Annotated in this window: 13 protein-coding genes and 2 pseudogenes; 11 read left to right on the plus strand and 4 right to left on the minus strand. The window is 75.3% G+C overall.

Annotation, left to right across the window (positions count from 1 at the left end; translation table 11 throughout):
• The first annotated feature begins 17 nt into the window (after window positions 1-17).
• Together KSE_RS29540 and KSE_RS29545 are read left to right on the plus strand one after the other, a co-directional pair.
• The gene (locus KSE_RS29540) at window positions 18-1,262 is read left to right on the plus strand and encodes a sensor histidine kinase (protein ID WP_014139034.1); all 1,245 of its coding nucleotides are present in this window, start codon (window positions 18-20) and stop codon (window positions 1,260-1,262) included.
• Complete coding sequence (locus KSE_RS29545; protein WP_014139035.1) at window positions 1,259-1,930, plus strand: response regulator; 672 nt, start codon at window positions 1,259-1,261, stop codon at window positions 1,928-1,930. The genes KSE_RS29540 and KSE_RS29545 overlap by 4 nt, the downstream gene beginning before the upstream one ends.
• A gap of 29 nt (window positions 1,931-1,959) precedes the next feature.
• Here the strand turns inward: KSE_RS29545 and pntB are convergent, their stop codons facing one another.
• On the minus strand, window positions 1,960-3,390 hold the full coding sequence (gene pntB, locus KSE_RS29550; RefSeq protein ID WP_014139036.1) for a Re/Si-specific NAD(P)(+) transhydrogenase subunit beta: 1,431 nt from the start codon (window positions 3,388-3,390) through the stop codon (window positions 1,960-1,962).
• A gap of 6 nt (window positions 3,391-3,396) precedes the next feature.
• On the minus strand, window positions 3,397-4,965 hold the full coding sequence (locus KSE_RS29555) for a Re/Si-specific NAD(P)(+) transhydrogenase subunit alpha (RefSeq protein WP_014139037.1): 1,569 nt from the start codon (window positions 4,963-4,965) through the stop codon (window positions 3,397-3,399).
• A 216-nt stretch (window positions 4,966-5,181) separates the two neighbouring features.
• Here KSE_RS29555 and KSE_RS29560 point away from each other — a divergent pair, with 216 nt between their 5' ends.
• The 4 genes from KSE_RS29560 to KSE_RS29575 all read left to right on the plus strand — a co-directional run bounded on the left by KSE_RS29560 (window position 5,182) and on the right by KSE_RS29575 (window position 8,907).
• A complete protein-coding gene (locus KSE_RS29560; protein WP_014133607.1) occupies window positions 5,182-6,372 on the plus strand; it encodes an IS701 family transposase in 1,191 nt (396 codons plus the stop codon).
• Window positions 6,373-6,641: 269 nt separating this feature from the next.
• Window positions 6,642-7,250: a 5-oxoprolinase subunit B family protein gene (locus tag KSE_RS29565; protein WP_014139038.1), complete on the plus strand. Its 609-nt coding sequence runs from the start codon at window positions 6,642-6,644 to the stop codon at window positions 7,248-7,250.
• Window positions 7,251-7,345: 95 nt separating this feature from the next.
• Window positions 7,346-8,245 (plus strand): 5-oxoprolinase subunit C family protein, encoded by a 900-nt coding sequence (locus KSE_RS29570; RefSeq protein ID WP_051055420.1) that lies wholly within the window; start codon window positions 7,346-7,348, stop codon window positions 8,243-8,245.
• A gap of 104 nt (window positions 8,246-8,349) precedes the next feature.
• Window positions 8,350-8,907, plus strand: a complete 558-nt coding sequence (locus KSE_RS29575; RefSeq protein ID WP_014139040.1) for a DUF3995 domain-containing protein — start codon at window positions 8,350-8,352, stop codon at window positions 8,905-8,907.
• Here the strand turns inward: KSE_RS29575 and KSE_RS43680 are convergent.
• On the minus strand, window positions 8,863-9,510 hold the full coding sequence (locus KSE_RS43680; protein ID WP_014139041.1) for an Lrp/AsnC family transcriptional regulator: 648 nt from the start codon (window positions 9,508-9,510) through the stop codon (window positions 8,863-8,865). The genes KSE_RS29575 and KSE_RS43680 overlap by 45 nt on opposite strands.
• Here KSE_RS43680 and KSE_RS43685 point away from each other — a divergent pair.
• The 3 genes and pseudogenes from KSE_RS43685 to KSE_RS29590 form a co-directional block, all read left to right on the plus strand.
• Window positions 9,475-10,149, plus strand: a pseudogene (locus KSE_RS43685) (MFS transporter); the annotation flags it as partial. The gene KSE_RS43680 and the pseudogene KSE_RS43685 overlap by 36 nt on opposite strands.
• Before the next feature lie 34 nt (window positions 10,150-10,183).
• Window positions 10,184-10,393 carry a hypothetical protein gene (locus KSE_RS42380; RefSeq protein WP_148283174.1) on the plus strand — a complete coding sequence of 70 codons (210 nt, stop codon included), beginning with the start codon at window positions 10,184-10,186 and terminating at the stop codon, window positions 10,391-10,393.
• Window positions 10,394-10,743: 350 nt separating this feature from the next.
• Window positions 10,744-11,646, plus strand: a complete 903-nt coding sequence (locus KSE_RS29590) for a HEAT repeat domain-containing protein (RefSeq protein WP_014139044.1) — start codon at window positions 10,744-10,746, stop codon at window positions 11,644-11,646.
• Window positions 11,647-11,688: 42 nt separating this feature from the next.
• Here KSE_RS29590 and KSE_RS29595 read toward each other — a convergent pair whose 3' ends face one another.
• Window positions 11,689-12,666, minus strand: coding sequence for an NAD-dependent epimerase/dehydratase family protein (locus KSE_RS29595; protein WP_014139045.1), 978 nt, complete (start codon window positions 12,664-12,666; stop codon window positions 11,689-11,691).
• A gap of 405 nt (window positions 12,667-13,071) precedes the next feature.
• Here KSE_RS29595 and KSE_RS46405 point away from each other — a divergent pair, with 405 nt between their 5' ends.
• On the plus strand, window positions 13,072-14,106 hold the full coding sequence (locus KSE_RS46405; RefSeq protein ID WP_014139046.1) for a cold shock domain-containing protein: 1,035 nt from the start codon (window positions 13,072-13,074) through the stop codon (window positions 14,104-14,106).
• Between the two features lie 171 nt (window positions 14,107-14,277).
• Window positions 14,278-14,682: pseudogene (locus KSE_RS29605) on the plus strand (MFS transporter); the annotation flags it as partial.
• Window positions 14,683-14,758: the final 76 nt, after the last annotated feature.

Consider the following 14,758-nt stretch of genomic DNA (forward strand, 5'->3'; position numbering starts at 1 on the left):
ACCGTGAAGGAGTGCGAATGACGACGCGGAAGCTCAGACGGTGGCTCGGCGGCAGCCCGGCGCGGACCGACGCGGCGATCGCCCTGTCCTGCTTCCTGCTGGCCGCGCCGGTCAGCGCCGCCACCGCCTACCACCGCGACGCCTCGATCGGCGGCTACCTGCTGCTCCTGCTGGCCTCCTGCCTGCCGCTGCTGGCCCGCAGCCGCCGGCCGGTCGCGGTGGCGGCCTGCACCGTCGCGATCGGCGTCGCCGAACTGCTGCTGGTCCCGCTCGCCCCCGGCCGCCGCCCGGAGTCCCTCGGCATCTCGATGGTCGCCGTCGGCTTCGCGCTGTACGCGGTCGGCACCCGCACCGACCGGCGGACCGCCTGGCGCACCGGCTGCTGCGCGGCCGCCGCGCTCACCCTCACCGCGCTGATCGTCCGCCCCGGCCTGGAGGAACTCCCGCAGAACCTCGGCCTGATCGCCTGGCCCTGCCTGTCGGTGGCGATCGGCGACGCCGTCCGCAGCCGCCGCGAACTGCTCGCCTCCGCCGTCGAACGCGCCGAACGGGCCGAACGCACCCGGGAGGAGGAGGCCCGCCGCCGGGTCACCGAGGAGCGGATGCGGATCGCCCGCGAACTCCACGACGTCGTCGCCCACCACATCACCCTGGTCAACACCCAGGCCGGCGTCGCCCACCACCTGATGCGCACCGACCCCGACCACGCCTACCAGGCCCTGGAGCGGATCCGCGACACCAGCCGCGCCGCCCTCGACGAACTCCGCGCCACCGTCGGCCTGCTCCGCCACAGCGGCGACCAGGCCGCCGCCGCCCCGCGCGAACCCGCCCCCGGCCTGGCCGGCCTCGACGACCTGCTCGACGCCTTCCGGCACTCCGGCCTGGCCGTCACCCTGGAACGCTCCGGGCCCGCGACCGGCGCCCCCGCCGGCCCCGCCGCCGACGGCCTCCCGCCGATCACCGACCTGACGGCCTACCGGATCATCCAGGAAGCCCTCACCAACACCCACAAGCACGCCGGCCCCGCCACCGCCGTGGTCCGCCTCGACTTCACCCCCGACCTCCTCCGGGTCACCGTCGAGGACGACGGCCGCGGCACCGGACCCGGCGGCGAGGGCACCGGACACGGCATGATCGGCATGTACGAACGCGCCCGCGCCGCCGGCGGCACCCTCACCGCCGGGCCCCGCCCCCGCCGCGGCTTCCGCGTCCACGCCGAACTGCCGCTGCCCGACCGCACCGGCCGGAAGGGCTGCCGATGACCGTCCGTGTCCTGCTCGCCGACGACCAGGCCCTGCTCCGCGGCACCTTCCGGCTGCTGATCGACTCCGCACCCGACCTGGAGGTGGTCGGCGAGGCCGGCACCGGCCGGGAGGCCGTCGCGCTGGCCCGCTCGCTCCGCGCCGACCTGGTCCTGATGGACATCCGGATGCCCGACCTGGACGGCCTCGCCGCGACCGCGCTGATCACCGCCGACGAGGACCTGGCCGGCGTCAAGGTGCTGATCCTCACCACCTTCGAGAACGACGAGTACGTCGCCGAGGCGCTGCGCGCCGGAGCCAGCGGCTTCCTCGGCAAGGGCATCGACCCCGCCGAACTCCTCGACGCCGTCCGCCTCGTCGCGGCCGGCGACGCCCTGCTCTCCCCGGCCGCCACCAAGGCCCTGATCGGCCGCTTCCTCGCCCAACCCGACCCCGTCCGGCGCGCCGCCCTCCCCCGCCTGGACGTCCTCACCGCCCGCGAACAACAGGTGGTCGCACTGGTCGCGGCCGGCCTCTCCAACGACGACATCGCCGAACGGCTGTTCGTCACCCCGCTCACCGCCAAGACCCACGTCAACCGCGCCATGACCAAACTCGGCGCCCGCGACCGCGCCCAACTCGTCGTCATCGCCTACGAGACCGGCCTGGTCCGCCCCGGCGGCGGCTGAGCGCCGCGCGGGCGGACCGGGCCGGACCGTCAGGCGAGGGCCGGGTCGAGGGAGTCGAGGGACTGGAGGATCTGGTCGACGCTCTGCTTGGCGTCGCCGAAGAGCATGGCGGTGTTGTCGCGGAAGAACAGCGGGTTCTGGACGCCCGCGTAGCCGGAGGCCATGGAGCGTTTGAAGACGACGACGTGTTCGGCCTCCCAGACGCGGAGGACGGGCATGCCGGCGATCGGGCTGGCGGGGTCGTCGAGGGCGGCGGGGTTGACGGTGTCGTTGGCGCCGATGACCAGGACGACGGTGGTGTCGGGGAAGTCGTCGTTGATCTCGTCCATCTCCAGGACGATGTCGTAGGGGACCTTGGCCTCGGCGAGCAGGACGTTCATGTGGCCGGGGAGCCGGCCGGCCACCGGGTGGACGCCGAAGCGGACCTCGACGCCGCGTTCGCGCAGCCGGCGGGTGAGCTCGGCGACCGGGTGCTGGGCCTGGGCGACGGCCATGCCGTAGCCCGGGGTGATGATCACGGACTTGGCGGCGGCCAGCAGTTCGGCGGTCTCCCGGGCGCTGATCTCGTGGTGCTCGCCCTGTTCGGCGTCGCCGCTCGCCGGGGCCTCGATGCCGAAGCCGCCGGCGATGACGGACAGGAAGGAGCGGTTCATCGCCTTGCACATGATGTACGAGAGGTAGGCGCCGGAGGAGCCGACCAGCGCGCCGGTGACGATCAGCAGGTTGTTGTCGAGCAGGAAGCCCGCGGCGGCGGCCGCCCAGCCCGAGTAGCTGTTCAGCATGGAGACCACGACCGGCATGTCGCCGCCGCCGATCGAGGCGACCAGGTGCCAGCCGAGCAGCAGGGCCAGCACGGTCACCGCGACCGTCAGCCCGAGCGAGGGGGAGGCGGTGAACCAGACGGTGAGCGCCGCGAACGCGCCCAGCGCGCCCAGGTTGAGCAGGTTCTTGCCGGGCAGCACCAGCGGGCGGGAGGCGATCCTGGCGGAGAGCTTCAGGTAGGCGACGATCGAGCCGGTGAAGGTGACCGCGCCGATGAAGATCCCGATGAACACCTCGGCGTGGTGGATCGTCAGCAGGTCGGCGGCGACCGCGGTCTGCGCGTCGCCGTGCCGCTCCACCTCCAGGTAGCTGTTCCAGCCGACCAGCACGGCGGCCAGGCCGACGAAGCTGTGCAGGACGGCGATCAGCTCCGGCATCTGGGTCATCTCGACCCGGCGGGCCCGCCACAGGCCGATCGCCGCGCCGACCGCCGTCGCCAGCAGGATCAGCGCGACCGCGCCGGCGCTGATCGTCCGGGAGGCGACCACGACGGTGGCGGTCAGCGCGAGGGCCATGCCCGCGATGCCGTAGGCCACGCCCGCCCGGGAGGTCCGGTGCTGGGAGAGGCCGGCCAGGCTGAGGATGAACAGCAGGGCGGCGACCAGGTCCGCGGCGTGCGCGGCGGTGAGGGAGGTCATCTCGGCTCAGCCTTTCGAGAACATGCTCAGCATGCGGCGGGTGACGGCGAAACCGCCGAAGATGTTCACGCTGGTCAGCAGGATCGCCACGCAGGACAGCACCGTGACCAGCGTGCTCTCGTGCCCGATCTGCAGCAGCGCGCCGATCACCACGATCCCGGAGATCGCGTTGGTCACCGACATCAGCGGTGTGTGCAGGGCGTGGTGGACCTTGCCGATCACGTAGTAGCCGATCACCACGGCCAGCGCGAACACCGTGAAGTTCTCGGCCAGTTGGGCCGGCGCGAAGGCGACCAGCAGGAACAGCGCCAGCATCCCGGCCCCGATCAGCCCGAACCGGACGGCCGGGGCGAGGCGCTTCTCCGGGGCCGCGGCGGCGGCCGGCGCCGGGGGAGCGGCGGCGGGCGCCGCCGAGACCGCGACCGGCGGCGGCGGCCAGGTGGTCGCGCCGTCCCGGACGACCGTCACCGCGCGCTGCACCACGTCCTCGAAGTCGATCACCAGCCGCCCGTCCTTGCCGGGCGTCAGCAGCTTCAGCAGGTTCACCAGGTTGGTGCCGAACAGCTGCGACGCCTGCGCGGGCAGCCGGGACGCCAGGTCGGTGTAGCCGATCAGGGTCACCCCGTTGTCGGTGACCACCGTCCGCCCGGCGACCGTGCCCGCCACGTTGCCGCCCTGCGCGGCCGCCATGTCGACCACCACGCTGCCCGGCTTCATCGCCGCCACGTCCTCGGCGGTGAGCAGCCTCGGCGCCGGGCGGCCCGGAATCAGCGCGGTGGTGATCACGATGTCCACGTCCGCGGCCTGCGCCCGGTACAGCGCGGCCGCCGCCCGGTCGTAGTCCGCCGAGGTGGCCTTCGCGTACCCGTCGGTGCTCGCCTCCTGGGCCGCCTCCACCGGCAGGTACTCGCCGCCCAACGACTTGACCTGGTCCGCCACCTCGGGCCGAGGGTCGGTCGCCCGGACGATCGCGCCCAGGCTCGACGCGGCCCCGATCGCCGCCAGCCCCGCCACGCCCGCGCCCGCCACCAGCACCTTCGCCGGCGGCACCTTGCCGGCCGCGGTCACCTGCCCGGTGAAGAACCGGCCGAACGCGTGCGCCGCCTCGATCACCGCCCGGTAGCCCGCGATGTTCGCCATCGAGCTCAGCACGTCCATCGACTGCGCCCGGGAGATCCGCGGCACCGCGTCCAGCGACAGCGCCGTCACCCCGCGCTCCGCCAGCGCCGCCAGCAGCTCCGGCCGCTGCGCGGGCGCCAACAGCCCCACCAGGGTGGTGCCCGCGCGCAGCCGGGCCACCTCGGCGTCCGACGGCGCGTTCACCTTCAGCACCACGTCGGCCGCCCAGGCGTCCCCGACGGCGGCGCCCGCCGCCCGGTACGCCTCGTCGTCGAACCCGGACGCCGCACCGGCCCCGGACTCGACCACCACCCGGTAGCCGAGGGCCAGCAGCCCGCGCACCGTGGCCGGGGTCGCCGCCACCCGGGTCTCCCCGGCGACGGACTCGGCGACCACGCCGAGCCGTCGGGGCGGCGAGGCGGCCGTGGAGGAAGGCGGGGAGTCGTATCCAGACATCGCTCGTACTCTCTCGTCGGAGGAGGGTGCTGCCGGGCGCGTTCCGTGTGCGTGATGCGTGTGCGTGATGCGTAGGCGTGTGCGTGATGCGTAGGTGTGCGCGTGCTTCGTGCGGGTGTTCCGGGTTCAGGGTGAGTGCTTCCCCTTGAACGCAGGAACCTAGTACTGCAACGGTGCTTACCGTGACGGTTGTTGGGTTCGCTCGTTGGGCGGTTCATGGGTGGAGACATATCCGAGGTCGATGCTCGTCGCTGGTCGGACGGGCTGGCCGACCTGCACGAGCGGTTTGCTCACCGGTTCGCGCGGAGCGAGTCGCGCGAGTCGGCACTGGCCTACATGCGGGGCCTGCTGGCGCCGTTGGAGCGCAAGAACGGCTGGACGGTGGCGGAGGAGGCCGGCCATGGCGGGCCGGACCGGATCCAGAGGCTGCTGAACCGCATCGACTGGGACGCGGACGGGGTGCTCGACGACGTGCGCGAGTACGTCGTCGAGCACCTGGCGGATCCCTGCGGCGTGCTGATCGTGGACGACACCGGCTTCCTGAAGAAGGGCGTGCGGTCAGCCGGCGTCCAGCGGCAGTACTCCGGCACCGCGGGGCGGACCGAGAACTGCCAGGTCGGAGTCTTCCTCGCCTACTCCAGCGAGCTGGGCCGGACGTTGATCGACCGGGCGCTCTACCTGCCGAAGTCCTGGACCGACGACCGCGTGCGCTGCCGAACGGCCGGGATCGGCGACGAGGTCGAGTTCGCCACCAAGGTCCAGCTCGCACGGGCGATGGTCCGCCGCGCGATCGACGACAAGATCCCGTTCCGCTGGGTGACCGCGGATGCCGGCTACGGCTACAGCAAGGGCTGGCGCTACGAACTCGAGCAGGCCGACGTCTTCCACGTCATGGCCACCACCAGCCACGACACCGTCGTCACCTGGCAGGCCATGGACCATCGGCTGCACGACCTGGTCGCCGACCTGCCCCGGCAGAGGTGGAAGCGCCGCTCCTGCGGCGAGGGCGCCCACGGCCTGCGGATCTACGACTGGGCTCGCGTGGAGGTCCGCCCCTGGCACCGTCCTGACCGCAGGCACTGGGTCCTGGCCCGCCGCAGCATCAGCGATCCCACGAAGGTCGCCTACTACATCGCCTACGCGCCGGCCGAGGCCACACTCAACGAGTTGATCGCCGTCGCGGGCGCCCGTTGGGCGATCGAGGAGTGCTTCCAGACCGCGAAAGGCCAGTGCGGCCTCGACGACTACCAGGTCCGCCGCCACCCGGGCTGGTACCGGCACATCACCCTGGCCATGGCCGCCCACGCCTACCTCACCGTCGTGCGGGCCCAGCAGCTCGAAAAGGGGCCGGACCCGCTCGAACGCCAGACCTGGTACCCCTCACCCTCCCCGAGATCCGCCGGCTGATCACGCAGCTCACCCGGCCTGTCCGCCGCAGCATAGGCCACGTCCTGCACTGGTCCCGATGGCGCCGCAGACGCCAACAACAGGCCCGGACCAGCCATTACAAGAGACGAGGCCACAGCCCAAGAGCTGAAGCCTCGTCAGGGTAAGCACTGTTGCAGTACTAGACTCCCGCCCCCCTCCGGGGTAAAGGGGTGAGTGGTGAAATGTGTCACCACAGGTGCGTCCGACCGGGTTGCGCCCCCGACCGTGCAGAGGAGCACCCACCCGCGATGCGCGTCCTGCCCTACGGCACCCGGGCCGTCCTGGTCGAGGTCGAGGACCTCGACCGGGCCGCCCGGCTGCACGCCGCCCTGCTCGACGACCCGCCGCCCGGCACCGGCGAACTCGTCCCCGCCGCCCGCACCGTGCTGGTCCACTACGACCCGGCCCGCACCGATCCGGCCCGGCTCGGCGCCGCGCTGCGCGCCCTCGACCTGCGGGCCGCCCCCGCCGCCGGCGCCGCCCCCGTCACCATCGAGGTCCGCTACGACGGCGAGGACCTCGCCGAGATCGGCCGGCTCACCGGCCTGACGCCCGCCCAGGTCGTCGCCCGGCACACCGCCGCCGCCTACCGCGTCGCGTTCTGCGGCTTCGCCCCCGGCTTCGCGTACCTCACCGGAGTCGACCCCGCCCTGCGGGTCCCGCGCCGGGCCGCGCCCCGCACCCGGGTCCCGGCCGGGGCGGTCGCGCTCGCCGACGAGTTCACCGGCGTCTACCCGCGCGAGTCGCCCGGCGGCTGGCAGCTGCTCGGCACCACCCGGCACCCCCTGTGGGACCCGTCCGCCGACCCGCCGACCCCGCTCACGCCGGGCACCGCCGTCCGCTTCACCGCCGTCTGACCGCCGTCCGGCTGTCGCCCCGACTGCCGTCCGGCTCTCGGCCCGACCGCCGTCCGACCGTCCCGAACGCCCTTGCCGCAGGCCGGAGTCCGCCCATGCCCAGCCCCCGTACCAGCCCCAGTGCCCGTACCAGCCCCAGTCCCCGTACGCTCCGTGTGATCGGCGCGGGCTTCGGCGCCACCGTCCAGGACCTCGGCCGGCCCGGGCACGCCGCCCTGGGCGTCAGCCCGTCCGGTGCCGCCGATCCGCGCAGCCTGCGGCTGGCCAACCGGCTGGTCGGCAACCACGAGGACGCCGCCGGGATCGAGGCCCCCTACGGCGGCCTCGTGCTGGAGGCCGGTCGGCACACCACCGTCGCGCTGGCCGGCCCGCCGTGCCCGGCCCGGGTCGGGCGCCGCGCCGTCGACACCCACGCCCCGGTCCTGCTCGCGCCCGGGGAGCGCCTCACCGTCGGCAGCCCCGTCCACGGCCTGCGGGTCTACCTCGCGGTCCGCGGCGGCATCGACGTCCCCCCGGTCCTCGGCTCGCGCTCCACCGACACCCTCTCCGGGCTCGGCCCGGCCCGCCTCGCCCCCGGCGACCTGCTCCCCGTCGGCACCCGCACCGCGCACTGGCCCGCCGCCGACCTGGCCCCCGAGCGCCCCTTCCCCGCCGAACCGGTGCTGCGGATCGTCCCCGGCCCGCGCGACGACTGGTTCACCCCCGAGGCCCGCACCGCCCTGTGCACCGCCCGCTACACCGTGACCTCCCGCTCCGACCGGATCGGCATCCGCCTCGACGGCCCGGCCCTCACCCGCGCCCGCCCCGGCGAACTCCCCTCCGAGGCGGCCCTCCCCGGTGCCCTCCAGGTGCCGCCCGACGGCCGCCCGATCCTCTTCCTCACCGACCACCCCGTCACCGGCGGCTACCCCGTCATCGCCACCGTCCACGAGGACGACCTCCGGCTCGCCGCCCAGACCCGCCCGGGCCGCACCCTCCGCTTCCGGATGATCTGATCAACCGTCAATCAGCCTCCGCCGCTGGCAGACTGGCCATTCGGAGCGGCACGGACCAGGGGCCAAGGGCCAAGGGCCAAGGACGACGGACGGCGGGGGACGGGATGCGGGCGGGGAGGGGCGGCTGGGGCTACGGCGCGGCCGGCTGGGCGGGGGCGTTCGCCGCCGCGCACGTCTACTGGGCGGTCGGTGGGTCGCACGGGCTGGCCGTCTCGGCGGGGGAGCGGCTCGCGGCGGAGCGGCCCGGCTGGTTCGTGGCGGCCGGGCTGTGGGGCGTGGCGGCGGCCTGCCTGGCGGGCGCGGGCCTGGGCGTGCTGCTGGCACGGGCGGGGGCGGCGTCGCGGTGGCGCCGGGCGGTCGAGTGGGCGGGTCGGTGGGTGGGCGTGCTGCTGCTGGCGCGCGGGGCGCTGGTCGAGGTGCTGCTGCTGACGGACGCGACCGGGCTGGACGGCGCGGTGAGCCGGGCCCAGCGGGCCTGGACGCTGGAGCTCTGGAACCCGTGGTTCCTGGCCGGCGGCGTCCTGTTCTGGCTGGCCGCCCGCGCGCTGCGCCGGAGCGCGGCGGAGAGTCCGGCGGGGCGTCCGGCGGAGCGGGGGCCGGGCCGGGACGGCAGGGGCTCAGGCCAGGCCGGGGTGGATCAGGCGGCCGCGGTGGACGAGTGACGCGGACTGCTTGAGGCGGCGGACCCGGACGCTGATCTCGTAGCCCGCGATGCCCTCGACCAGGGCCAGCCGGGTGGTCAGGTAGCGGTAGAAGTCCGGGGTGTCGCGGCAGATCACCACCGCCATCAGGTTGTGCCGGCCGCTGATCGCGGCGGCGAACGCGCACTCGCCATGGCCGCCCAGCTCCTCGCCGACCCGGTGCAGCCGGGCCAGGTCGACCTGGAGCCACAGGGTGGCGTTCAGCTCGTAGCCGAGCAGTTCCGGCAGCACGTCGACGTCGTAGGAGAGGGACCCGGCCGCCTCCAGCGCGGCCAGCCGACGGGCGACCCGGGGCGTGGACCAGCCGGTCAGCTCGGCGAGGCGGGTGTGGGTGGCCCGGCCGTCCTCGGCCAGGGCCCGCAGCAGCGGCAGGTCCTCCTCGCCGATCGGCCGCGGCGGGTCGGCCGGGACGGGCCGGTCGGCGGTCAGCTGCCCGATCTGCGCGGCGCTCAGCGGGGGACCTGCGGCCGTCCAGGAGGTGGCGCCGAGGCCGCCGAAGGAGCGCACCACCAGGTCCAGGCTGACGTCTTCGTCCTCAGCCTGTACTTCGGCATGGTGCAGCACCTGAGCACCCTGCAGGCCGCGCTGCGGCTGGTCCTGGTCACCGGCACCTCGCTGCTGGCCGGCCTCCCGGTCGGACGGCTGATGCACCGGGTCGCGCCCCGGCTGCTGATCACCACGGGCCTGCTGCTGATCGCCGCCGCGCTGCTCACCCTCACCGGCGTCGACGCCGCCACCTCCTACCCCGCGCTGTCCTGGCGCCTGGTGCTGCTCGGCCTCGGCATGGGCGCCGTCCTCACCCCGATGACCGCCACCGCGGTCTCCGCCGTCCCGTTCCACCTCGCCGGGATGGCCGCCGCCGGCAACAACGCGATCCGCCAGGTCGGCGCCGCGCTCGGCCCGGCCGTCCTCGGCGCGCTGCTCACCACCCGCACCCTGGACGCCCTCCCCGGCCGGCTCGCCGACGCGGGCGTCCCCGCCGACACCCGCGCGCGCCTCCTGGACACCGCCCGCGACCAGGGCCTCGGCGCCGTCGCCGGCCTCGACCTCGGCCCCGCCACCGGCCGCGCGACGGCCGCCCTCGGCGACTCCTTCCTGGACGGCATGCGGCTGTGCCTGCTGGTCTCCGCCGCCCTCGCCCTGCTCGCCGCCCTGGCCGCCGCACTGCTGCTGCGCCCGGCCGCCGGACGGCCCCGGACCTGACTGTTCGTCAGTGGGGCCTGCCACGCTCCCTCCCATGAGCGAAACGAACGCGGCGCCGCCGTCGCGCGCCGACTGGAAGACCACCTCTCTGGGTAGCCAGCCGATCCCCGTGCACTGCGGGCGGCTCGCCTACGACATCGACCTCGGCGAGTGGGAGTGCGCCTGGTGCGACGACCGGATCCACGTCCGGGACATCCCGGACTGGCCGCGCCCCGCCCGCACCGCCGCCGCCGTCCGGTCATGAGGCCGGGGCGGGGGTGCGGACGGCGGGTGGCGGGTGACGGGGCGTCAGTAACGGCCGGGTAACAGCCGCCGCCTAGGGTCCTCGACGAGTGCCGAGGGCACCGGCCACAGGAGCCGGAACCCCCGGTGCGCCGCTCATCCTCGGGCCCGGCGGCCGCGGACCCCCCATCCCCGCGACCGCCGGGCCCGTCGAGCAACCCGGCCGACGCCTGTGCGCCGGGACTTCTGTGGGGACGCCCCGGCGCCCGGACGTCGGCCCACCGGTGCGCCGCCCCACCAGGCCCACCGGCGCGGTTCGAGCGCCGCAAAATCGGCGGAGCGGTCGGGCCCGGGCACGTAGCATCCGGTGTCATGGCGATGTTCGTGCACCTCACCTCGGCGGCCGACGCGCCGCGCATCCGGCGTTCCGGGATCAGGGCCGACAGCCGGGGGCCGGAGGGGGCGCGCGGCTCGTACGTCTTCCCGGTGCTGCCCTCGTACACGCTCACCCACCAGTGGCTGCGCGAGCTGGCCCGGGGCGGGAGCAGGGGCGGGCTGGTTGCGGTGCACGTCCGGCTGGACGACGGGCTGGAGGTGTGGGCCGGGCACTACGCCGGGCGGTACTCCGGGCGGAAGCGGGAGGAGCGCCGGCTGGTGACGGCCGCCGAGGCGGTGCGGCTGATCGCCGGGCGGGAGGACCCGCGCGGCTGGGAGGTGTTCGTGCCCCGGGCGGTGCGGCCCGGTGAGGTGCACCGGATCCGCACCGCCCCGCAGGTGGTCGGCTGGCGCTACAAGCCGGACGCGCACGGCACCCGGCCCTGCACCTGCTTCGGCTGCGTGGTCCGCGGCGGGTACGGCGGCCGCCGGCTGCGCGAACGGATGCCGCACCCGCTGGACGGGCCGCCGCCGCCCGTCCCCGTCCTGCTGGCCCGGATCGCCGCCGCCGACGGCGACCCCGCCGCGCTCGACGACGCCCTGCACTGGTTCGGCATGCGCCGCCGCGGCCCGCTCCGCGCGCTGGCCCCGCTCGCCGCCCACCCCGAACCCCGGGTCCGCGAGGCCCTGGTCTGGGCGCTCGGCCACTGGAACACCCCCGGCACCGAGGACCTGCTCGACACCCTCGCCGCCGACCCCGACCCCCGGGTCCGCGAAGCCGTGGTCTGGAAGGCCGACCGCCGCGCCACCCCCCGCGCCGAGGCCCTGCTCGACACCCTCGCCACCGACCCGGCCGCCGAGGTCCGGGAGGCCGTCGCCTCGGCCCGCGAACCGGACTGACCGCCCGCCCGCCCGCTCCCAGGCGGGCAGGCGGGCGGGCCGTCAGCCCAGGGGCTCCAGCAGTTCCAGCAGTCGCCGTTCGGCCGCCGCGCTCAGCCCCTCCGCGGCCAGTCCCCGCGCGTCGGGGGCGGGTCCGCCGCGCGCGGTGTCCCAGGCCAGGGTGTCGGCGATGGTCTCGGCCAGCGGACGGTAGGCCAGCCCGGCGGCCAGCGCCCGGGAGACGTCGACCCGGTTGATCGCCGCGCACTCGGGCGAGGCGATCCACATCGGCACGCCCATCCACGGTTCGACCCCGGCCCGCAGCAGGCGGGCGCTGTCGATCCAGACCGGTTCGGCGGCGGGGTTCACCACCGCCCGGCAGGCGGCGAAGAACTCGCCGAACGGCAGCGGCCGCCCGGTGACGTGGTACGGGCCGCCGCGCCCGGCCGTGACGCAGTCCAGGATCCACGCCGCCAGGTCGCGGACGTCGATGAACTGCGCCGGGTCGGCCGGGTCGCCCGGCAGCAGCACCCGGCCGCCGCGCCGGAAGCGCCGCGGCCAGTACGGGAAGCGGTCGGTGCTGTCGTGCGGCCCGACGATCAGGCCGGGGCGGACCACGCTCGCGCGCTCGCCGAAGGCGTCCAGGACGATCCGCTCGCAGCGGGCCTTGCGCGCCCCGTACAGCTGGTGGGGCGGCAACTCGCGGTCGAGGTCGAGCAGTTCGCCGTCCTCGTCCTGCACGGTGGCCTGGTCGGCGAGCACCGACAGCGAGGAGACGAAGACGTACCGGCCGACCCGCCCGGACAGCGCGGCCACCGAGCGGCGGACCGCCTCCGGCTCGTAGCCGGCCACGTCGACCACGGCGTCCCAGCTCCGCCCGGCCAGCGCGGACAGGTCGGCGGTGCGGTCGCCGAGGACGGTCTCGACACCCGGGAACAGCCCGGGCGCGGACAGGCCGCGGTTGAACAGCGTCACCCGGTGCCCGGCGGCGAGGGCGGCCTCGACCAGGGCGCGGCCGACGAAACGGGTCCCGCCCAGCACGAGCAGCCGCAGCCGGCCCGGCGGACGCCGGACGGCAGGCGGGACGGCAGGCGGGACGGCACGCGGGACGGCACGCGGGACGGAAGGCGGAACAGGACGGAGGGGAACACTCTGCATGAGGGAAGAACTCCGGAGTGGTGAAGCGGCCCGGACCGCCGGCGGCAGCAGCCGGCTCAGTCCGCGGCCCGGATGGGGACGTGACGGAACTCGCTCCCGGCAACCATCAACCTCACCCTCTCGGCGACGCGTCGACCCACCACCCCGGACGGGGCGTCCGCGAACCTAGCAGGAAGCGCCCGGGACGGTCGACCGGAAAGCCCCCCGGCCGCCGACGAGTTCGGCGGCCCGGACGAGGACCCGGAGGGCTTCGCGTGCGGCGGCTGGCAGGCCCCGCTGCTGGACGAGGTGGCGGGCGCGCAGGTCGACGCCGCGTACCAGGGCACCGACGCGCTGCTGCTGGGGCGCCGGACGTACGACATCTTCGCCGCGTACTGGCCCACCGCCGGGGACAACCCGTTCGCGCGGCTGTTCGACTCCGTCCCCGAGTACGTGGCCTCGCGCGGCGAGCCCGCGCTCGACCGGGCGGGCTCGCGCCTGCTCGGCCCCGACCTGCCCGCCGCCGTCCGGGAGATCCGGGAGCGGCACGAGCGGATCCGGGCGGTCGGCAGCCTCGACCTGGTGCAGACCCTGCTGCGGGAGCGGCTGTTCGACCGGATCGACCTGTGGGCGCGCCCGATCGTCCTCGGCACCGGCAAGCAGGTCTTCGGCAGCGGCGCCGTCCCCGCCAACCTCACCCTGCTCGCACCCCCGGCCGCGAGCCCGCGCGGCACCGTCCTGCTGCCCCACGGCCTCGCCGACGGCGTCCCGGGGACCGGCGACACGGCCGCCCGGCAGGCGAGTCGACCGCCCGCCCGGGCGCGCCGCCCGGTGCGCCCGGCCGGTCGCGGACGCCCGGGTTCGCCTCGCCGCCGTGTCGGGACTATCCTCGGGCGCAGGTTTCGGGCATGGGGCCCAAAAGGTGTCTTGGGGGTTGGCATGGTTGCCGGTCGCGTGGTGCGGTTCGACGGTTCGCGGGGTTACGGGTTCATCGCTCCGGACCAGGGCGGGGAGGACGTGTTCCTGCACGTCAACGACCTGCTGATCCCGGAGTCCTACATCCGGACGGGTCTGTCGGTGGTCTTCGAGATCGAGGACGGCGACCGCGGCCCGAAGGCGTCCTCGGTCCAGCTCGCCCCGGGCGTCGACCCGAAGGCCCCGGTCGTGGAGCGCGGCGCGGTGCTCCGCCCGGTGGACGACGACGACCCGCTGGCCTCCGACGACTACCTCGACGACGTCACCGAGGCGCTGCTGGAGTCCGCCCCGTCGCTGACCGGCACCCAGATCCTCCAGGTCCGCGCCGCGATGCTGCAGCTGGCGAAGAGCCACGGCTGGATCGGCTGACCGGCGCGAACGCCGTCACCGTCGGCCGGGTGCTGCTCGACCGCTACCGGGCCGCCTTCGAGGAGCCGCGCGGCGAGTGTGAGCAGCTCATCCGGCAGCCCCCGGCCGGCTGACGGCCGATGTCCGGGCCCCGGCCCCCGGCCGGCTGACCCCGGCCCGGGGCGCGCCACCCTGCGACGACCCGTCCCCGCAACGAAACTGACGTCTCGTCAACTCCTCGTCCTGACCGTCCTGTTGGTCGCCCAGTTCATGCTCGCGGTGGACTTCTCGATCCTCAACGTCGCCCTCCCGGCGATCGGTTCGGGCCTCGGCTTCCCGCTCGGCGACCTGCAGTGGATCGGCACGGCGTTCGCGCTGCCCGCCGCAGGGTTCACCCTGCTGTCCGGCCGGATCGCCGACCTGTTCGGCCGGCGGCGGCTGTTCCTGCTCGGCCTGGCGCTGCTCACCACCTCCTTCCCGGAGGGCCCGCTGCGCGACCGGGCGCTCGGCCTGAACGGCGCGCTGATGTCGGCCGGGTTCACCGCCGGCGCGGTCCTCGGCGGCCTGCTCACCGACCTGCTCCGCCCCCGCCGGGCCTGACCGCCGCTCCCGGCCGCCGCTCCCGCCCGTTGCTCCCGGCCGCCCGGACGGGGCAGTGGGCGCGGGCTGGCAT

Origin of the sequence: Kitasatospora setae KM-6054 (assembly GCF_000269985.1) — a bacterium.
GTDB lineage: Bacteria > Actinomycetota > Actinomycetes > Streptomycetales > Streptomycetaceae > Kitasatospora > Kitasatospora setae.